The organism is Gordonia soli NBRC 108243, from assembly GCF_000334455.1.
Lineage (GTDB): Bacteria > Actinomycetota > Actinomycetes > Mycobacteriales > Mycobacteriaceae > Gordonia > Gordonia soli.
This window is the reverse complement of the sequence record NZ_BANX01000030.1, coordinates 1-19,751: the sequence shown is the minus strand read 5'-3', so window position 1 is coordinate 19,751 and position 19,751 is coordinate 1. Positions and strand designations below refer to the sequence as shown.

The 19,751-nt window shown below is 66.2% G+C and carries 18 protein-coding genes; 10 read left to right on the top strand and 8 right to left on the bottom strand.

Features of this window, described 5'->3' with window-relative positions; translation table 11 throughout:
• Positions 1-74: 74 nt before the first annotated feature.
• Positions 75-386, top strand: coding sequence for a MerR family transcriptional regulator (locus tag GS4_RS18845; protein ID WP_007623515.1), 312 nt, complete (start codon positions 75-77; stop codon positions 384-386).
• 57 nt (positions 387-443) lie between these two features.
• On the opposite strand, the gene GS4_RS18840 is transcribed toward GS4_RS18845, so the two are convergent.
• Positions 444-788 carry a hypothetical protein gene (locus GS4_RS18840; RefSeq protein ID WP_007623514.1) on the bottom strand — a complete coding sequence of 115 codons (345 nt, stop codon included), beginning with the start codon at positions 786-788 and terminating at the stop codon, positions 444-446.
• Between the two features lie 266 nt (positions 789-1,054).
• Between GS4_RS18840 and GS4_RS18835 the strand changes: the two genes are divergently transcribed.
• Positions 1,055-1,240, top strand: a complete 186-nt coding sequence (locus GS4_RS18835; protein WP_007623513.1) for a hypothetical protein — start codon at positions 1,055-1,057, stop codon at positions 1,238-1,240.
• Positions 1,241-1,436: 196 nt separating this feature from the next.
• Positions 1,437-2,012, top strand: coding sequence for an ANTAR domain-containing protein (locus GS4_RS24915; RefSeq protein ID WP_007623512.1), 576 nt, complete (start codon positions 1,437-1,439; stop codon positions 2,010-2,012).
• A gap of 9 nt (positions 2,013-2,021) precedes the next feature.
• Here GS4_RS24915 and GS4_RS18825 read toward each other — a convergent pair whose 3' ends face one another.
• The 3 genes from GS4_RS18825 to GS4_RS18815 all read right to left on the bottom strand — a co-directional run bounded on the left by GS4_RS18825 (position 2,022) and on the right by GS4_RS18815 (position 4,762).
• Positions 2,022-3,611 carry a GMC oxidoreductase gene (locus GS4_RS18825; RefSeq protein WP_007623511.1) on the bottom strand — a complete coding sequence of 530 codons (1,590 nt, stop codon included), beginning with the start codon at positions 3,609-3,611 and terminating at the stop codon, positions 2,022-2,024.
• A 320-nt stretch (positions 3,612-3,931) separates the two neighbouring features.
• Positions 3,932-4,486, bottom strand: coding sequence for a TetR/AcrR family transcriptional regulator (locus GS4_RS18820; RefSeq protein ID WP_007623503.1), 555 nt, complete (start codon positions 4,484-4,486; stop codon positions 3,932-3,934).
• 57 nt (positions 4,487-4,543) lie between these two features.
• Positions 4,544-4,762 carry a dodecin gene (locus tag GS4_RS18815; RefSeq protein WP_007623501.1) on the bottom strand — a complete coding sequence of 73 codons (219 nt, stop codon included), beginning with the start codon at positions 4,760-4,762 and terminating at the stop codon, positions 4,544-4,546.
• A gap of 152 nt (positions 4,763-4,914) precedes the next feature.
• Here GS4_RS18815 and GS4_RS18810 point away from each other — a divergent pair, with 152 nt between their 5' ends.
• Entirely contained in the window at positions 4,915-5,331 is a 417-nt protein-coding gene (locus GS4_RS18810) for a YchJ family protein (RefSeq protein WP_007623500.1), read from the top strand.
• Positions 5,332-5,353: 22 nt separating this feature from the next.
• Here GS4_RS18810 and GS4_RS18805 read toward each other — a convergent pair whose 3' ends face one another.
• Positions 5,354-7,402 carry an OPT family oligopeptide transporter gene (locus tag GS4_RS18805; protein WP_083862790.1) on the bottom strand — a complete coding sequence of 683 codons (2,049 nt, stop codon included), beginning with the start codon at positions 7,400-7,402 and terminating at the stop codon, positions 5,354-5,356.
• Between the two features lie 297 nt (positions 7,403-7,699).
• On the opposite strand from GS4_RS18805, the gene GS4_RS18800 reads away from it, so the two are divergent.
• The 3 genes from GS4_RS18800 to GS4_RS18790 all read left to right on the top strand — a co-directional run bounded on the left by GS4_RS18800 (position 7,700) and on the right by GS4_RS18790 (position 10,659).
• Positions 7,700-8,653, top strand: coding sequence for a DMT family transporter (locus tag GS4_RS18800; protein WP_051989783.1), 954 nt, complete (start codon positions 7,700-7,702; stop codon positions 8,651-8,653).
• 119 nt (positions 8,654-8,772) lie between these two features.
• A complete protein-coding gene (locus GS4_RS18795) occupies positions 8,773-9,195 on the top strand; it encodes an SRPBCC family protein (RefSeq protein WP_007623494.1) in 423 nt (140 codons plus the stop codon).
• Positions 9,196-9,219: 24 nt separating this feature from the next.
• Entirely contained in the window at positions 9,220-10,659 is a 1,440-nt protein-coding gene (locus tag GS4_RS18790) for an MFS transporter (protein ID WP_157226690.1), read from the top strand.
• 82 nt (positions 10,660-10,741) lie between these two features.
• Here GS4_RS18790 and GS4_RS18785 read toward each other — a convergent pair whose 3' ends face one another.
• The 3 genes from GS4_RS18785 to GS4_RS18775 all read right to left on the bottom strand — a co-directional run bounded on the left by GS4_RS18785 (position 10,742) and on the right by GS4_RS18775 (position 14,731).
• Entirely contained in the window at positions 10,742-12,169 is a 1,428-nt protein-coding gene (locus tag GS4_RS18785) for a CYTH and CHAD domain-containing protein (protein WP_007623491.1), read from the bottom strand.
• A gap of 206 nt (positions 12,170-12,375) precedes the next feature.
• Positions 12,376-12,972 (bottom strand): DUF8020 domain-containing protein, encoded by a 597-nt coding sequence (locus GS4_RS18780; protein ID WP_174344031.1) that lies wholly within the window; start codon positions 12,970-12,972, stop codon positions 12,376-12,378.
• Positions 12,973-13,318: 346 nt separating this feature from the next.
• Positions 13,319-14,731 (bottom strand): amino acid permease, encoded by a 1,413-nt coding sequence (locus GS4_RS18775; RefSeq protein ID WP_007623487.1) that lies wholly within the window; start codon positions 14,729-14,731, stop codon positions 13,319-13,321.
• Between the two features lie 746 nt (positions 14,732-15,477).
• On the opposite strand from GS4_RS18775, the gene GS4_RS18770 reads away from it, so the two are divergent.
• From GS4_RS18770 to GS4_RS18755, 3 genes are all read left to right on the top strand, one after another.
• Positions 15,478-16,635 (top strand): hypothetical protein, encoded by a 1,158-nt coding sequence (locus tag GS4_RS18770; protein WP_007623485.1) that lies wholly within the window; start codon positions 15,478-15,480, stop codon positions 16,633-16,635.
• Between the two features lie 967 nt (positions 16,636-17,602).
• The gene (locus GS4_RS18765) at positions 17,603-18,433 is read left to right on the top strand and encodes a hypothetical protein (RefSeq protein ID WP_157226689.1); all 831 of its coding nucleotides are present in this window, start codon (positions 17,603-17,605) and stop codon (positions 18,431-18,433) included.
• Positions 18,434-19,035: 602 nt separating this feature from the next.
• Entirely contained in the window at positions 19,036-19,734 is a 699-nt protein-coding gene (locus GS4_RS18755; RefSeq protein ID WP_040511076.1) for a hypothetical protein, read from the top strand.
• Positions 19,735-19,751 lie beyond the last annotated feature (17 nt).

The window sequence follows — 19,751 nt, the reverse complement described above, 5'->3', positions numbered from 1 at the left end:
GTGCTCTTCGTGGCTATTGGCCCGTGTCGCGACGGTGTAATCTTCAACCCGACGTTCGGACTATGGAGGACGAGATGGTGCAGCCACGACCGCAGCAGTCGGTCGGGGCTGTGTACAGCATCTCGGTCGCAGCGGAGCGCTCCGGCGTCGGTCTGCAGACTCTGCGCTTGTACGAACGCCGTGGCCTTCTTCTGCCGGCTCGCACGCAGGGAGGCACTCGACGCTACAGCGAGGACGATCTCTTGCGACTGGGGCGGATCACCCGCCTGGTCCGGGACGGTGTGAATCTCGCTGCGGTCGGACTGATCCTCCAGCTCGAGGACGAGAACGCGAACCTGCGCCTGCGGCTCGACGGTGGGGACGTCCACGCTGCGGTCTCCACCTAGTTCGGTCGCGCTCGGCCCCGTCTGTCATCGCGTGCAGCCGACCCGTCCAGACATCCGTCAGCGGACGTCGTCCCGCGAGGGCGTCATCCCGAGATCGTCGTCGGGAACCTCCGCGATCGCCGCGTCGTAGGCGTCTATCAGCCATGCCGATGTCGCTTCGGCGATGACGGAATCCGCAGCACCATCGGACTTCTGGTTGATCGTCACGTGCCATCGCGTCCACTGGTCCGAGTCGGTGCGCCCGTGGGCGTCGACAACGGCGAGAAGGTAGCGGCTGTACTCGAATTCCACTCGGACGGCTGTGTCGTCACCGAGGGGCACGATCGAGGTCGGGCGGCCGGTCACCACGGACAGGGCATTGCGGGCATCGGCGTACAGCGAGGCATCAGGGGTGCGACACACGGGAGCGGATCTCGTTTCTGACACGGCGATGAGCTGCCATCACCACGAACGTGGATGCGCCAGACCCCTTGCTCGGTCCCGGACTCGGTACAGATTACGACATGGTTGCGTAGATCTGTGCGAGGGGTGGCTCCCGATGGCGGGCGTGTTCGACCTCACCGCCGTCGAGAACCCCTGTGAACGTTTGTGTCTGGGGATGGCGGGAAGCCGATCGGGAGCCAGTTGTGTTCGGATCGTGTCGATCCGACGGCGAACAGGAGGTTCTCATGACCGAGCAACCGCGCGATGTGGACCAGACCGACGTGTCAGAGCTCGTCGACGACCTCGAGCGTCGCCACGTCAGTACACCTGACACCGGGGCGGACCATGTGACCGACCCGAGTTCGGACTCCCGACGTCAGGCCGACGGCACTGCGGACGACGACGCCGAGACGGACGAGCCGCCGGACTGAGGTCGGGCCGCCGGCGGTGTCGAGCAGTCGTGTCGGCTGTTGTCGGCGCGTCCGGGTTGATTTGAGCGACGTCCCCCGGTACATAAAATCTATTGCTGATGGCATAGATTCAGGGGGTGCGTGGAGAGGTGACGGCGGTCCACTGTGAGGCCGACAGACGGAAGAGTCGGTCGACCTCCCGGCTCAGGTGCGGGCGATGACGGCTGATGCCGACGCTTCCTTCGTGATCCGGTTGGCCGCAGAACTCACCGCCATGCCGATCGACTCGACCTCGCTCGACGACGTCCTCCTCGCCGTGGTCGACATCGTCGCTCGACGATTCGACTCCGCCCGCGCTGTCGAACTCGCGGTCTTCGCGGTTCACGGTGACGACGTGGCCACGGCGAGGTTCGGTGAACCCACCCTCGCCGACGGCCTAGTGGACCCGGCAGGCGAGGTTGCTTCTGTAGTGGTCGAGAACGTCGACCTCGGTGACAAGGGCAGCGTTCGTTGGACGATGTGGACGACCGAGGCTGATGACGTATCGGGCCGGCTGTTCGGGATCGTGGCGAACCAGACGGCGCCGACGGTGCAAGCAGCCGTCGAGATGGCTCAGATGCGCCGCGCATTGAACACACGCGACCTCATCGGGCAGGCCAAAGGCATGCTGATGGAACGCTACGACGTCGACGCTGATGAGGCATTCGCACTCGTGACCAGGCTGTCGCAGGAGTCCAACACCAAGGTCGCCGAGGTGGCCAGGCTGATCGTCGAGGCAGGACCACAGGGCTGATCGCGCCGATCAGATGATCGGACCGACATCTCGTGCCACGATGCGGTCGAGGGCCCGCTCGGCGACGGCCGCAATCGTCATCGACGGGTTGCAGGCTGCTGTGGTACCGGGGATCAGTGCGCCGTCGAGGACGTACAGCCCACGATGTCCCGACACCCGGCCCTCCAGGTCGCACACCGATCCCATGTTCGCGCCACCCAGTGCATGCCAGGTGGACGGCACGAGTTCGTTGGTGTCGGTAAGGATGCCGCGCGGGCCGGCGATGCGATGTGCGGCGGGGTCGATGTGGCGCTGTTGGATTCGGGAGTCGCCGTCGGCGGGCCAGCGCAGTACCGCTTCGCCTCGAGAACGGTCGAAGACCCATCGACCGCGGCTGGTGCTGACGCCGTAGCCGACCATCATCGTGGTGCGCGCATCGACACCCATGGGAGGTAGCGAGGCCTGGATGATGGTGTGTGCCGTTGCGGGGTCATCCCAGTTGAGGCTCCCGTAGACCACCGGACCGCCCTGGGTGGCACCGAACGATTCATCGGGGTTGGTCCAGGTGTAGATACGGTCGGCGTTGGTGCCCCAGCCGGTTCCGACGCCGTCGGGTAGATCCGGGATGCTGCCGGTGGCGTCGGCCTTGACCAACAGTCTGGTGGTGTTCGGGCTGCCCGCGGCCAGGATGACGGTGCCGGTGGAGATCACCGTGTGGCCGACGACTCGTCCCGTCGTGTCGATCCGGTCGGCGCGAACGCGCCACCGGCCCTTGGCGATCTGCTCCACGGCGGTCACGTTGTGCTGGGTACGGATGGTCACGCGGCCCGTTGCCTGCGCGGCGGCGAGATAGGTGACGTCGACCGAGTGTTTGCCCCCGTTGTTCACCCCGATGGCGCTGTCTCCGTTCGTATACGAGGGCGCCATCTCCCCGCGGAGCTCTCGGACGGCGTACGACCAGTCGATCGGCATCGGGATCTTCGACACCGGGAGTCCGGCACGTCGGGCGTTACGCGCGAAGATCCGCGGAGCTCGATACGGCGCGCTCCGGATCAGTTCGTCGGGGGCTGTGGCGAGCCGCAGCATCCGGGCCACGCGGGGATAGTGCACGCGGTTCATCGTCTGCCAGTCGAGTGCCTCGGGGAGATGTGCGTTGAACACGTGTTCCGCGGGCTGGAGCGACATCCCTTGATAGACCAGTGATCCGCCACCGAGTCCGGCAGCGCAGACCGCGGTCATGTTGTCGCCGACCACGGCTTCGAACAAGCCGACGTAGGGGTCCACGGACACACGCCGACCGAAGAGTTGCGGGAACGACGCGTACCAGAGCGCGCGTTTGTCGGGGGCGGCGGCGTGGGGGAATGTGGTCGCGTTCGGGCCGGTCGCCCAGCGGCGGCCACGCTCGAGCACGAGGACCGGGACTCCCGCCTGCGCGAGTCGCAGCGCCGACACCCCGCCGCCGAATCCCGACCCGATCACCACCACCCGATGCTCCTCGTGTGTGGTCCGGATGCGCGCGGGGGCGGCACCGGCGTGTGGTCCGCCGAGTGTCCCGGCGGCCCCGGCAGCGGCCAGGCCTGCCGATCCGGCCAGGAACGTTCGTCGTCGGACAGCAGTCACGTGATCTCCCTCGGTCATGATGACGATGCGGGCAGCGCGAACCGACACCAGTCGCCGAGCTGTGCGCTCGGTGTGGAAGAGATGGTGTGCAGAACTGTCGGTCGGACAGGTGCGGTCGTGCTGCCGAGATGATCTGCGTGATCTGTGTCGAGCAGTCAGGTGAAGGTGGTGCTGATCACGCGCTCGCTCAAACTAGACACTCAGGCGGTCAAGTGTCAAGGGGCGTGCTTCGGTGCTGTGCCTGCCTGCAGCGACTCGGCTGCGTGTCGTGGCGGTGGTCCAGAGCGGGGTGTCAGCGCGGGATCTCTCAGCGCAGGGTCTCAGCGCGATGGGTCGATCGCAGGACGCAACCAGCGCGCCAGGAACGTGCGGAGGTCGGCGTCGGTGTGCACCATGACATCGTCGTAGAACACGACCGACATGGCGATGCGAACCACGAACTGCACGATCGCATCTCGGTCCGCATGCAGGTCAGGTCGTCGCTCGAACACGGGCGCTAGCAGGTCTGCGGTGAAGGGGGAGGCGCGGCTGATCGTGTCGGGATCGAAGATCGGGTTCGCTTCGTCCTCGGACCGGAGCAGGACGCTGAGAACCGCATGCTCGCGCACCGCCGCTCGGCCGGCCACGATGAGCTCGATGACGTAGTCGAGGTCGCTGTCGGCCTCTTCGAGTCGGGTGCGCAACTCACCGAGGAGCGCCACCGAGAAATGACCGAGGGACTGGGACACGAGGTCTTCGCGCGTCCCGAAGTTGCTGTAGATGGTCTGTCGGGACACCTGCGCGGTGTCGGCGACAGCGGCGATCGTCACGGACCCGAACCCGCGCTCGCCGATGAGATCCAGCGTGGCGTCGATGATCTTCTGTCGGGACCGCATCGTGTGGGTGTTGCCTCTCGGGAACGGCGACCTGGTGTGGCCGCCGTTCCCAGCATCTCACGCGCGAGGCGCGTCGAGTGCGAAGCCGACCTTGACGGTGACCTGGAAGTGCGCCACCGCACCGTTCTCGATGTGGCCGCGTGTCTCGACCACCTCGAACCAGTCCAGGTTGTTGAGCGTCTCGTTGGCCCGTGCGATCGCCTTGCGGATGGCGTCGTCGGTGCTCTCGGTCGAGGTCCCGACGATCTCGGTGACCCGGTAGATCTTGTCGCTCATGACTTCTCCCATCGTTTGACTGTCCTCTGTGTCTACCAGCAACCGCGGTCTCGGACGGCCGTTGTGCGCGCGGCGGTCGGAACAGGTGAAGTCGGTTTCGGGCGGGTGGCGCCGGCGGCGGTGGCAGAGGTGGACGACGCACCTAGTATTCGGTGGTGGCGAAGTTCCCTGTCGAAGTCGCGGCCGACGAACGGTGCCCGTACACGTCCGGCCTGACCCACGGTGAGTGCTGTCGACCGTTCCTGATCAGCGAACGTGCGGCGCCGACAGCCCGGGCTCTCATGCGATCACGGTTCACGGCCTTCGCGATCGGCGACGCGTCGTATCTCCGCGAGACCTGGCATGCCGACACCCGGCCGGATCGGATAGACCTCGACCCGTCGATGCGCTGGTATCGACTCGACATCGAATCCGCAAGTGGCGGAACTCCGTTCGAGCGCACCGGTGAGGTCGTCTTCACCGCACACTATCGCGTCGACGGTACGCGGGGCACACTCCACGAGCGCAGTCGGTTCGTCCGGGACGCCGGCCGCTGGTACTACGTCGACGGCGACGTCCACTCGACCTGAGGCCGAGAGGGCGTCCGCTGCGTCAGCGTGCCGCGGGCTCGGTGTCGGCGTTGCCGGACTGCCGTGACGACCAGTTCTGCGTCCACTTGTAGAGTCCGGCGATCGTCGCGACGAACAGTACGACGCCGAGGATCTCCGACCAGTTCTCCCATCCGTCGCCGATGAACGGCAGCGCGAGGACGGTGTCTTTACCGGATGACGCGACGATCGCCGCGAAGATGACGTTCCACAGGCTCTCGCCGACGATGAGGCCGGTCGCGAGGAGCACACCCATCCGCTTCTTCCGGTCGACGTTCTTCCCCGACTTCTCGGCCCAGCTGTCGTACCACCGTCCGATGAACGCACCGATCGGGATGATGAGCGTGACCGACATCGGCAGGTACATGCCCATTCCCACCGCCAGCGGAGGCACCCGCAGCTTGGTGGTGGTGCGCGTGAGCACCTCGTCCACGACGATCACCACGGCGCCGATGAGGACGCCGAGGCCGATGAGGCCCCAGTCGAGGTCGCCGCCGAACACTCCCTCCGCGAGCGACGAGATGAGACCGGCCTGCGGCGCGGGCAGGGCGTCCTCGCCGGCCCCCGGAGCTCCGACGAATCCGAAGGCGGTCTGCATCAGCTGCAGCACCGGCGGGATGATGGCCGAACCGAAGATGACGCCGATGATCAAGGCGACCTGCTGTTTCCATGGTGTGGCACCGACCAGCTGGCCGGTCTTCAGATCCTGCAGGTTGTCGTTGGAGATGGTCGCGACGCCGAACACGATCGCCGCGGTGAACAACGTGTACGCGACCAGCGCCGCGGACTGGGTGGTGTCGGCCGAGCCGAAGGTGATCTTGATCAGGACGGCAGCTACCAGCACCACGACGATGCCGACACCGGAGATGGGGCTGTTCGACGATCCGATCAACCCGGCCATGTAGCCGCACACGGACGCGACCACGAGGCCGATGACGAAGACGAACACGACGCTGACCGTGATGATGCCGGCGGCACTGCCGCCGAGCGCGGTGCCGGATGCGAAGTCCCACAGCATGAACCCGATCGGGATGAGTGCGGCGAGGATCACGCCGCCCACGATCGTCACGGGCAGGTCCTGCTCGGTCAGGTCCACCTTCTGTCCCTGTCGCCGAGCGCGGGTGGACACGATCGCATCTTTGATGCCCCGGACGATCGGGACGATGATCTTGACCAGCGTCCACACCGCGGCGATGGCGATCGCGCCGGCGCCGATGAAACGGACGTCGTTGGCGAAGGTCGTACTCACGACGTCCTCGATCGAACCGACCGAAGGCAGGTCGCCCCAGGTCTCGATCGGCAGCAGCACGAAGTACGAGATGACCAGGCCGATCAACATCGAGATACCGACGGTGATACCGACGAGGTGGCCCACACCGATCAACGAGAAGAGGAGTCCGGCGCCGAACATCGATCCGCCGGAGCCGATCCGGAAGGTCCCCGAGATCGTGCCTGCGATGAGCTTGGTCTGCGTCAGGATCGAGAAGATCGCGGAGACCACACTGCCGACGAGGATGACGCGGAGTCCGCGCTTGTTCTCCTCGGCACCCTCTGCGGTGTCGCCGACCTTGAGCACCTCCGCCGCCGCGGCGCCCTCGGGATAGGGGAGATCCGACCCGGTGACCAGTGCGCGCCGCAACGGGATCGAGTACATGACACCGAGGATTCCGCCGATCAGGCAGACGGCGACCGTCGTCCAGTAGGGGAATCCGGTCCACCAGCCGATCATGATCAGACCGGGCAGCACGAAGATGATCGCCGACAGCGTCCCGGCGGCCGAGGCGATGGTCTGGACGATGTTGTTCTCGATGATCGAGTGGTTCGCGAAGTATCTCAGCAACGCCATCGAGATCACGGCGGCCGGGATCGCGGTCGCGAAGGTCAGACCCACCTTGAGGCCGAGGTACACGTTGGCCGCGGTGAATACGAGGGTGATCAACCCGCCGAGGACGATGCCCCGGATGGTCAACTCCTTCAAACCCTTGTTGGCGGCAGCCGTCGCTGTCGAACCTGGTGTGGACACGGTGTGACCTCTACTTCCGAAGGTCGGCATTGTGGACTGAGAGACAACTCTAGGAGCGGGGTGGGTGGTTCGCAGGTATTCGCATGCGGTCGGCGATGCAGGTGTGGCGCGCCTTGTCCGGAATGTCGGAAACGCTGTCGGCGGAATCGGTGACGACCCCAGTAGGGTCGTCGGAGTGATCGACATCAGGACCCAGCGTGTGGCCGACGGCTGCCCGGATCGGTGGCAGGTCGCCGCACACGGCGACGTCGACGTCGGGCAGATCGTCGTGTGTTCACCACCGGTGTGCACACCCCGATCGATCGGGTCCGGCCGAACTCGTCGCTCATGATCACCGGCGTCGTCATCGCGGTCATCGGATCGATCGCCTTCGCCGCGGCGTCGGTGCTTCAGGCTCTGGGTGCCGATCGCGTCGCCCAGCGCGCAGCGGTCCGCGAGGAGCGCCGACGATCGTCGAAGGCGCACCCGTCGTTGCGGTCGACGGTCGCGACGATGCTCACGGTTCCGTTCCTGATCGGATTCGTGTTCGACATCGTCGGATTCATCGCGACGATCCTGTCGGCGCGGCTCATCCCGCTGTTCCTCTCACAGACGATCATCTCGGCACGACTGGTGGCGACCGCTCTGCTGGCCCTGGTGGTGTTGCACGTATCGCTGACCATGCGCGACTGGTTGGCGGGCGCGGTGGTCATCGCCTCGCTGGTCCTGCTGGCGGTGTCGGCCGGTCGCGAAGGGGTCGACGACGAGCGCTGGCTCCACTGGGCGGTGTTGGTCGCCGGACCCGCGCTGTTCGCGGTCGGCATCGTGGTCATGCGGGTCGTGCACCGACATCTCGCGGCCGCGACCGGATTGATCGCCGGCGCGATCTTCGGTGTCATGGCCATTGCGTCGCGCATCCTCGACGGCGTCGAGCCGCTCCGAGTGGGCGTGTTGTTCACCGATCCGGCGCTCTACGCGCTGTTGATCAGCGGCATCCTCGGCTTCTATTTGTTCACCGTTGCCCTGCAGACCGGCTCGGTCAACGGTGCGGCCGCCGCCCTGGTTGTTGGGCAGACGGTACTGCCGGGGATGGTCGGGATATGGCTGCTGGGCGATGTCACGCGGGCCGGATGGGGCCCGGTCGCCTTCGTGGCGTTCGCGGCCGCCATCCTCGGCGGCATCGTGCTCGCGTCCTCAGGGGCGGTCACCGCGGTCGAGAAGGCCGATCTCACGAACATGCCGACCGGGTTCGGCCGGCGGGCGGAGCCGGCGGCTTCGTCGGCCACCCCCGAATCTCACTGACCTGACCGAACCCGTCTGCGAGCGAAGCTCTGCTAGCCGACAAGAGTGTCCCTCGCGGAATGCGCAGCACTCGTTCGCGCCCGGGTTTGGGTGACCCGACACCGGGCTACCGAGTGGACATGCGGTTCGACCTGCCGACGCACCTTCGGCTCCGACAGGGGATGCCGACCGTCGATCTCGTCGTCGACGCCGCGCCCGCTGCGGCGTGGGAGGTGCTCACCGATCTGGACGCCTGGCCCGAATGGGGCCCGACGGTTGTCGGCGCAACTCTGGACGGTCCGGGGTCGCTGGCGCTCGGTGCCCGCGGGACGGTGCGCACCGCGGTCGGCATAGCCCTTCCGTTCGAGATCTCCGAGTTCGTCGACGGACGATCGTGGGCCTGGCGGGTGGGCGGCGTGTCGGCGACCCGCCACGAAGTGTTCCCCCACGATCACGGATGTGTGGTGAGCTTTGGTGTCCCCCTGTGGGCACCGGCGTACCTGGGCGTCATGGCGATCGCCCTCGGCCGCGTCGCGCGGATGTCCGCGCGTCGTGACGCCTGAACGACGAAAGGCGGGCGGCGCGACGTGGCCACACCTCAGACGAGAACGTCCGCGGGGCCGGTGGTGGCGGTCGCCATCCTCGCGTCCTTCGTCGCATTCCTCGACGGCTCGGTGGTCAACCTCGCGCTCCCGGCCATCTCGTCCGACCTCGGTGGAGGTTTGGCGACCCAACAGTGGGTCGTGGACGCCTACCTGCTCGCCCTGGGCGCCCTGATCCTCGTCGCGGGGTCCGTCTCGGATGCCTTCGGAAGGCTGCCCGTGCTGCGTGTCGGACTGGTGGTGTTCGGCCTGGCATCGGTTGCGTGTGCGGCCGCACCCACCGACCTCACCCTCATCGCCGCCCGTGGGCTGCAGGGCGTCGGAGCCGCGCTGCTGGTGCCCAGTTCCCTCGCCCTGATCAACGCGGCCGTATCGCCCGACGACCAACCGAAGGCGATCGGCACCTGGACCGCGTGGACCGGCACGGCGTTTGTCATCGGGCCACTGCTGGGCGGAGTGCTGGTCGATGCGCTCAACTGGCGATGGATCTTCGCGGTCAACGTCATCCCGGTCGTCGTGACCCTGTGGCTCGCCACGCGGGTGACCGAACCGGCCCACGGCGGCGGCCGGTCGCGCATCGACGTACCCGGCGCCGTCCTGGCCGCGGTCGGCCTGGCCGGAACCGTGTACGCGTTGATCGAACAGCAGCGGCTCGGACTGTCCGATCCGGCAGTACTCGTCGCCCTGATCGCGGGGGTGGCCTGCCTCGGCGTGCTGGCCTGGCGCGAGACCCATACCGATCATCCGATGATCCCGGTCGCGATGTTCCGCATCCGCAACTTCGGGGTCGGCAATCTCGCCACCGTGTTCGTCTACGCGGGGGTCTCGATGGGCACCCTGGTGACCGCGCTGTACCTCCAGGAGGTCGCCGGACTGTCGGCGCTGCTCGCGGGTGTGGCGACGCTTCCGGTGCCGGTGTTGTCGTTCTTCATCGCGCGTCCGGTGGGTGCGTTGTCCGCACGCTTCGGGCCGAGACTGTTCATGGCCCTCGGGCCGATGGTCGCGGGAATCGGATTCCTGCTGATGCTCACCACCGGAGAACAGCTCGCGTTCTGGTGGCAGATGCTGCCCGGTCTGATCGTCTTCGGTGTGGGGCTGGCGATCACGGTGACTCCGCTGACGTCGGCGATCCTCGGTGCGGTGGACCGTGATCAGAGCGGGATCGGTTCGGCCATCAACAACGCCGTCTCCCGCATCGCCGGGCTGGTGGCGATCGCCTGCACGGGGATCGTCGTCGGCGGTGTGCTGGACACCTCGGCCTTCCATCGCACAGCGCTGGTTACCGCGGTGCTGTTCATCCTCGGCGGTGTCGTCGCCGCGGTCGGCATCCGAAACTCCGACCATCGCGACGACCGAGTGGCCCCGGACACGGCGGCCAAGTGCTTCGACCGTGCTGGCGCGCCCCCGACGGCTCGTCGGGGATGAACGCCGCCGACGGCTCGTCGGGCATGAACGCTGCCGACGGCTCGGCAATCACCGCCTGTGGTTCGGCGAGGATGAGCCCGATTCAGCGGAGCATGGCCCGCGCCGCGGTGGCGATGGCGACCTCACGCTGATAGAGCAGGCCGTAGGTGAACCCGTTCTCGCCGTCGCGCACTCCGGCTCGAGCACCGAGAGTGCGCAGAGCCTCGGCGGCGACCACCGCGTCTTGGTGCTCACCCAGCGTCGTCTGAATCTTCTTGTAGCGCTTGACCAGTGCTTTACCTGACTTGCGACTCAGCACCGGAGCGGCCAGTTCGGCGGCATAGCGGGCTCGCTTGGCCGACTTCCGCGCCCTGTGCACCTCGTCGGGGTCGACGGTTCGGCGGGCGGTGCGGAGTCGTTTGTCGGCCTTGCGCGTGGCCGTCTCGACGATCGCGCGCAGATGTTTGGCGTGGACGCGTTTGTCGGCGAGCGGGATCCGGTGTCGCCATTCCGACAGTCGGGCCACGAGGTCGCGGTAGCGCTCCGAGGTGAGAGTGTCGGCCACGACGGCTCGATGCTCTGCCTGTTCGGCTGCCAGCGTCTCGTCGATGCACGCCGCGACCGGGCCGAGGACGAGCTCGCCGGGCAACGTGTCGATGGCGTCGGCGAAGCGGGCGCGGAGCACCTGGCGGTCCCGCACCTCGCCGAGAATCCCGGCGAACCACCGTAGTTCGTCGTCCAGGCCCGCCACGGCGGTCTCGTCGAAGAGCCGATGCGCGGTGCGCAGGGTGCTGCGTAGACGCCGGATCGCGACTCGGGTGGGATGAATGGGGTGCTCACCGCGTCGGAGTGCCACGTCGCCGGCGAAGATCGCCGAGAGCTGCTCTGTCACATAGTCGGTGACGGCCGACTCCGCGGTGCGACGGTGTGGACGGGCGGAGTCGTCGTCACCCAGTGCCCGACGCAGCGTCGACACGCCTGCAGCGGGGCTCGCACCCTGTCGACGAAGATGTCTGCCCAGTCGCGATGCGGGACCGGAGTCGGCGTCTGCGCTCTCGATGCTGATCTGCCGCCAGGTCGTGGCGGTCGCGACCGGTCCGGTGACGGTCGCCGACAACCTGTCGTCGAGGACGTCGTAGCGGATCGCTCCGGCGCCGTCGGTGTAGCGGTGTCGGGTCCGGTGGGTGTGGACGATGGCGGCGATCGTGAGATCGCGTCCGGCGCGCAGTCCCCAGAGTTCGTCGACGATCTCGCCCGGTGGGTCCGACGGCGGTGCGTCGTCGGTGGGGCGGATTTCCGACTCGATCGGACCGTCGACCACCCAGGCAGCGGGTGTCTCGTCGCCGTGTTGGTGGGCGACGGTCACTCCGTGCGCGAGCAGGTCGGAGCCCGGGGTGTCGAAATAGGTGGTGGTCGACTCGAGCGTTGTGATCACCACCTCGCCGTCGTCGTCGGCGTGGCGCTCGGGGAACTCGACTGCACGGTCCAGGTCGATGTCCCAGGCCGCCTCGCGGACCGGATTGCGGGACACGGGGTCCTCCTCGTCGTCGTCGGTGGCCCGTGGGTGACGGGTTGAGCGAAGGCGTACCCAGACGACGACTGTCTCACGCGTCGGATCGGCCCGAGGCGGACGAACAGACAGGACAACGCGCCTCGGTGACGGGCGGCTGGTGCGACTCGATTAGCTCGGCACGACTGACAACGTCGGGCCCCCCGGCCGACGGGAGGACGTCGAGGTCAGGGTGTGTGACGGACCTGCTCAGGTCGGGGGACCGGAGCGAACAGATCGACCGGCTTCAGCGACGGTGTCCTGAGCCAGTCGAGGACGGCCTGCCCGGCGAGGGGATCGCCGTAGGTGGTCCCGATGGATCCGGCGATGCCCGCGCCGGCTGCGGCGCCGATGCCGAGTCCGACCACGCCCCACCAGATGCAGCCGGTGACGATCAAGCACCCCGCGATGAGGCCGACGACTCCACCCACCGCGGCACCGACGGCGGCACCGGCGACGGTGCTCACCGTGCCTGCCCGGTTCAGCCCGTTGGCCACGTGGAAGAGCATGTCGCGGAACGCGCGGTCCTTCTGGCCGGAGACCGGGTGCATACCGCGGGCCAGTGCCGCCCGCGTCTCCTTCGTGAACCGCGGGGTGAAGGTTGCCTTCCGGCCGTCGTCGCTCACCGTGGTGCGCAACGGAACCGTCTGACCGTCGAGCATGATGCGATCGGCGATGCGGTCGATGGTTGTGCCCCGTCGGTCGACGACGATCACGTCACCGGCCTTCTTCTGGAATGTCGCGACCGTCAGCGTCGTCGTGATGGTGCTGCCGTCTCGTGCCACCGTTGTCGATTGTGTGGGCGACGCGTCACGCGGTGCGCCGTGCGCGGTTCCCCCTGCGATCACCAACGCCGCGATCGTGAACACGGTGCCCAAGACAGCCGAAAGCCCTCGCATGGATGGCCCTTTCCTCCCCAGTGAATGACCACCGATGTTCCCCCGCGGTGATCACCTGTGAATCGTAGCGGTTCGTCAGGCCGTTACGACACCGCTCCGGGTCGGTGTCCTGCGTTCCCATGCCGGTTGCGCACGCCGCTGATCGGGGGAGCGCGCCACCGACATGGCGAGGCGCCGCGGCGACCGGGAACCCGGTCGGCAGAGCATCCGTCCGGTGGACGAGTGCCCCGGTTCACCGCCCGGAGTCGGATCCCGCTCTGGTGCGCGCCCACACGAGGTATCCGATCCCGACCCCGGTGAACCAGATCGCTCCGACGACCAGGGCAACCCGCCCGTCGGTGGAGAAGAAGAGCAGCACCAGCACGAGCGCGAGGAATGCGAGGGCCAGCCAGGTGGTGACCGGCGCGCCGGGGACCCGATAGTCCGAAGCGGGGAGTTCTCCGCGGGACACCTTGCGTCGATATGCCAGCTGGCACACCAAGATCGTCGCCCACACCACCACGATGCCGACGGTCGACACGGAGGTGATGTAGGTGAAGGCGTGGTCGGGGTCGATGACGTTGACCACGACGCCGATCACCATCACCACCGCGCTCAGCACGATGCCGGCCACCGGGACCTGGCGCCCCGACAGCATGTCGAGTCGTCTGGGTGCGTCGCCCCGCTGGGCCAGCGACCGCAACATCCGACCGGTCGAGTAGATGCCGGAGTTGCACGACGACAGCGCGGCCGTGAGCAGGATGAAGTTGACCAGACCGGCGGCTCCGGGGATGCCGATGTACTGGAACACCGACACGAACGGACTCTGTCCCTCTTGGAAGTCGCGCCAGCTGCGCACCGAGAGGATCACGATCAGCGAGCCGACGTAGAAGATGCCGATCCGGAACGGCACGGAGTTGATGGCCTTCCGCAGCGTGACCCGGGGGTTCTGGGCCTCGCCTGCGGTCACACCCACGAGTTCGACGCCGACGTAGGCGAACATGACGATCTGCAGACTGAGCAGCGCGTTGCTCAGTCCGGTCGCGAAGAAGCCGCCGTCGTTCCACAGATTGGTGACCGATGGACCCGACTCGGGCCCCAGCCCGGCGATCGGCAGCAAGACGCCGATGCCGACGATGATCATGCCGAGGATCGCGGTCACCTTGATAGCCGAGAACCAGAACTCCGCGCGCCCGAAGAGACCGACCGATATCAGGTTCGCCGAGAAGAGCACCAGCAGTGCGACGAGTGCGGTGACCCAGACCGGGATGGACGGCCACCAGTAGTTGACGTATTTACCTGCGACGGTGATCTCCGCCATGCACGTGGTGGTCCACACCGCCCAGTAGGTCCAGCCCTGGGTGAATCCCGCGAAGCGGCCGAGGAACTCGTCGGCGTACTCGCTGATGCCGCCGGAGATCGGACGATAGATGAGCAGCTCGCCGAGCGCGCGCATGACGATGAAGATGGCAAGGCCTGCCAGGGCGTACGCCAGGATGAGCGCCGGGCCGGCCTTCTCGATGGCGCCGCCGGCACCGTAGAACAGGCCGGTGCCGATGGCGCCGCCGATCGCGATCATCTGGACGGTGCGCGAGGTCAGTCCCCGCTGATATCCCTCGTCCTCGGCGGCGGCAGTCGTTACGTCACTGCGATTGTCGGCAGACACGCGTTCTCCTAAGCATCCCTAACGAGCTGACGTGTCAATCTAACGCCTGTCCGATCGGGTGCTGTGACGGGTGTCGCACTCGTGGTGCGGGTGAGCCGCCCCGCGCGGATGCGGGGTGTCACCGTGGACGCGGGTGATGCCGCACCCGCGTCGGCGAACTCGCCCCGCGTCGAGCTTCTACGAAAACGAGAAAGACCCCTGCCGGGGCAGGGGGTCTCATGGTGCGCCTTCCGGGCTGTCACTCGAACTCAGTACGCGCACTCCGGCCGGAGGCCGGCAATGTGATGGTGCCCTCGGTGAGACTCGAACTCACACTGGACGGGTTTTGAAAACCTGCGGTGTGCACTTTGGGCGACTTGGTGACCGGCGCGAACAAGGCCGACCAATAGGAATCGACGCAGGTAGAGCCGTACGAATCGCTCCCTATTGCTCAGTAGCGGCTACCGCTGGATCACCGTTGAGATGGCGCGTGTGGGTAGTACGGGGGTAGCACGGCAGCGGCGCGGCACTCGGTGCGCTGAGGCTAGCGATGAGCCACGGGCGGGGCATAGGGTGGCGGGCAGTACGGCGTCGCTGGGCAGTACCCGGCACCGACCCGCGGATCGCTTAGTGAGCGCCCGCAAGTTCTACGGCGTGAACAGATTTCCGCCGACAACTTCACATCTCAGTTCGGTAGGGCCGGACTTCCGTCGACCAGGCGTCGCGGATTTCTCGCTTTTATCTACTACCGAATCGGAGTTCTACAAATGTCCACCATCCATCCCGCCCCGGCGCAGTTCTTCGCGTTCGGTGGCGACAACGCTCGCGGCTACAGCACGCACGGCGACGTACTCGTCAACAAGACGGCAGACGGTATCGACCTCAACGTCATCTGGGACGAGGCGAATCAGGTCATGTCGGCCTGGAACAAGAAGCGCACCGCCCTGGCCGCGCTGATCAGCTATCCGACTATCGCCGTCGGGGATGCGATCCCCCAGACCATCGGTGGCGATCACTTCGAGGAAGCTTCGGAGTTCGGAGAGCCGCAGAGCATTGCGACCGCGCCCGACGCGCTGATCGTTGGGTATACCTTCAAGGACTACGACCTGGCGACCCGAGCCACGTGGAAGTTCCTGCGCAGCGCCACCGCCGAGCAGGTCTACGACCTGATCAACCGCGCCATGGAATCGGACAACCGGCTCATCACCGGAACGCTGCTGCGGCGGCTATTCGATCCGGCTCCCGTCCTCAACGAGGTGGGCCAGACTGCCTATGGCCTCTACACGGGCACGGACGGGATTACCCCGCCGTCGTTCGCTGGGCAGGACTTCCCGTCAAGCACGAGTCACTACCTCGTGTCCGGCAACACCGCGCTCGATCCCGGCGATCTCACCGACGCGATCAATCAGGTGACCTCCAAGGGCTTCGGCATCGACGGTTCTTCGCGGCTGATCGTGCTGTGCAACCCGAAGGAGGCCGAGGTCATCTCGACCTTCCGCGCCGGGGCGATCACCAACGGCGTGGAGTCCAAGTACGACTTCATCCCGTCGAACAGCTCGATCCCGTACCTCACGAGCGAGACCGTTGTCGGGCAGATCGCTCCGGCTGAGTGGTCGGGCTTGGAGGTCAGCGGCAGTTACGGTCCGGCGTGGGTTGTCCCTTCGTACTTCCTCCCACAGGGCTACATCGCGGTAGTGGCGACAGGCGGCCCGAACAGCGGCGTCAACCCGGTTGCGTTCCGTCAGCACGCCAACTCCGCGTATCAGGGTTTGCGCATGATCCCAGGAAAAGATCAGCGCTACCCGTTGCAGGACAGCTTCTTCCAGCGCTCGTTCGGTACGGGCGTCCGATACCGGGGCGCGGCGTGCATTGTCCAGGTCAAGGCGTCGGGCGCGTACACCGCGCCGTCGTGGAACTGGCGCTGACATGCGTCCCACGCCGTACGCCGAAAACATGAGGCAACAGGCGAAGGAATTCCGACCCGGTCCCGACGCTTCAGAAATGAGTTGGGGTACGGGGCTCACTCCGCCCGGTCTGGAAGACGCGCCACCTTCGGAGGGTGGACGCTACCACGGCAAGGCTCCGAAGCTTGACAGCGAGACCGCCGACGGCCTTCGATCCGTCGCTGACGAGCTGGCGCAGCGCCGAGCGTTGCGCAATCGTCCGGGTCCGTCATGAAGGCGCGCAACTACATTCGCGACAGTCGGGGACGCTTTGCTGCAACGCCTGGTAAGCGGGTGCTCAGTGCTCTAGACGAGGCTGAGGCCGCGTTACGACGTGCGGAGGACGGCGTTACCGAGTTGGCGGCGGCTCGCCGGTCGGCCAAGGCGCAGCGTAAGCGCACGGTTCGTCGGTCGGCTCTCGCGGGCGCGGCTGTCGGGTTTCTGGCTCCAGCGCCGCGAGCGGTTCCCCACACCATTCCAGCGTCGGCGGCGTACGTAGCAGCGACGACAGTGTCTGGATACAAGATGGGCCAGAGCCTCGGCACCTTGAAGATTCGGTACCGATCGCCGGCCGGAACCCGGTTGAAGCGTTGAGAAACGGCTACCTACCCACGGGCACCCGGCGCAGCCCGCAACACGGCCCACCGAGAGCTCAGCTACCCCAGACAGGCCGCAGCGCGGCCACCAAGCAGGCGGGTTGAACGCCCAACCCGCCGAAGACTAACGGGAGCCTCGGCTCTCCCGTTAGAAGGAGACGTCGACTTGTCCGTCTCCTGGCACCGCGGTCGACTTGTCCCGCCGTGCCGAGGACGTCCCCGAACCCCAAGCCGGGGCGTCCCCACCGAGACCCCGCCTCATCGACCTGTCCTGGTCCGGTGAGGCGGGGTTCTCGCTAGTCGCTATCAGCTAAACGGTCGAAGCGTCAGTGGAGCTCGCTACTGTCTCCGGTATGTCATCCCTCCCCGCGCTGTCCGAGGCCAGCCGACTTTGCGAATCGACCGCGCAAGTTATGCAGGCAATCGCCTACCGCGACTATCGTGAGCCGAAGATCGCTGACATTGACGAGTACGACAGGCAGCACGGCTCTGGGGCAATGCCAGATCCGCTCCTGTCGGCTCATCGACTAACACGCTTCTATCTGGTGGGTGCAGGCGACTTCGTGTACAGCCTTGGCCAGCTCCTGGGACTTCAGCAGCCGATGGTCACATCGCCTGCGGTTCTCGCGCGCTCGGCAGCTGAGTATGCAAGTCGTTGTGCCTACCTGTCATCGGACGACGACTCTGCCGAAGTGCGCATATCAAAGATGTTCAACCTGTTCCGAGAAGGCTTCAATGATCTGGGTGTCAACAAGCCGGACGCCGACCCGCAGATGGTCAAGCTGGCTGAGGGCATAAATGCGTGGCGGAGCGCACAGAGTTTTCCGAAGACATCGCTACCCAACTACACAAACCTCGTTCATCAACTGGCTCCGAGCATCGGCCGTCGGGAGTACCAGCGACTATCCGGTGTCACACACGCGAATGCGATCACACTCACTGGTGCCGTCATATCCGCTCAGCAAGACAATGCGCAGAATGTGGACGACGGATGGAGGTATGCGCTCTTTGCGAGTCACTGCGGCATCATGTCGGCCGGGATGGTCGGAGTGCTTCGCGGCGTGGATATAACTCCAGTTCTATCGTGTCGTGCCGCGTACGAACACTATGAGATCGAGTACAACAGGTACCTTTGGGACCTATCGGTCGAACGGGGATTCACACCCGATGAGCCTAGGCCATAGAGCAGCGATGAGAGAACCTACCCTGTACAACTTCTCTTGCGGCACAACGACTATGGGGTGCGCAGCGCTTGGCAATAGGTGCGCAATGCTGTAGGGTTATGGGCGTGCGCAACAAAGCGCGCCGGGCCGGTCAAGCGGTTCGTGACGTATCGGTACCAATGCGGACAAGGCGCTCATGCCAGCCCCGCGTTCCTTGGGTTAGGGCCGACCAGCGAAACCCCGTGAGGGGTGCGTTCGCGGTCGGCTCTTTTGTTGTCCGTGGCCCCACCTCTCTCGTAACCCGAGAGGAACGAACAAGTGTCCCAAGCAGCACGAGTTGCCCCGGCGCGACCGGCAGGCGCTCTCCCGCAACCGCCCCGAGACCCGTATCGGCAGCCCGCGAATCGCGTGTGGTCCGATCAGCCGACGCTAGTCGGTGTCCAGGCTGTAATCCGCTTCGCCCGCGACGAACTGGGCGTCGACCTGACCCGTAGCCTCGTCCGGCGGGCGACAGAGGCGCGCCGCATTCAGGTGTTCAAGCTGTCTGCGAAGAACGCTTACAGTCCGGCGGGCGTTGTCCGCTTCATCGAGTCGCTGGCTCGCCCCGTCGCAGGGGAGGACCAGTGAGATTCCCTGCGTTTGGATTCTCTCTCGGCGACGACCCGTTGGCCGACGCGGTGGAGCGCGTCGATCATCCCCGCAACGCGCACGGCGAGGAAGTCGAGTACTCGCCGGAGGCAGCGAACTACTTACCGACCGCTCAGGCGATCACTCGGGCGCAACAGATGCCTGTGGTTCCGGCTCGTGGTCCGGTGGCTGCGTACATCTTGGCGAACTGCGGGCGGAAGATTCTGCCTCTTGTCCCAGGACGATCCGATGCCGAGCTGCGTCGGCTGTCTCTGGCGCAGGCCAAGGCAGAGCGGGGTGGTGTGAACGAGTTTATGCGCCGCGAGTTTGAACACGACGAGGCCGCAGAAGTCGCTGCGTACGGCGGTAGCCCTGTCGAGACGGTGATCCTCTATGGCGTGAAGGACGCCGGGAACTTGGAGTTCCTGGTCAGCGCGTACTGGACACCGAAGCGAGTGGCGGAACTCGTCAGCCGTGGCTTCTACGTTCATGATTGCTTCTTCTGCGAGGCGAAATCCCGGGTTCGGCTGGACACGTATCTACTGCTCGGGTGTCACGGCGTCACGCGAGTCACGGCGTGCTGCGATGGTTGTGAGTCGCGGTTCCGCAATGAGATGCCTATCGGGCTGACGTGGCTCCGAGCTTGGGACGACTGGCCTGTTCTGGCCGGATTCCCTGATGAGCGGTGGCTGTGATGAGCGCGGCGATTGTG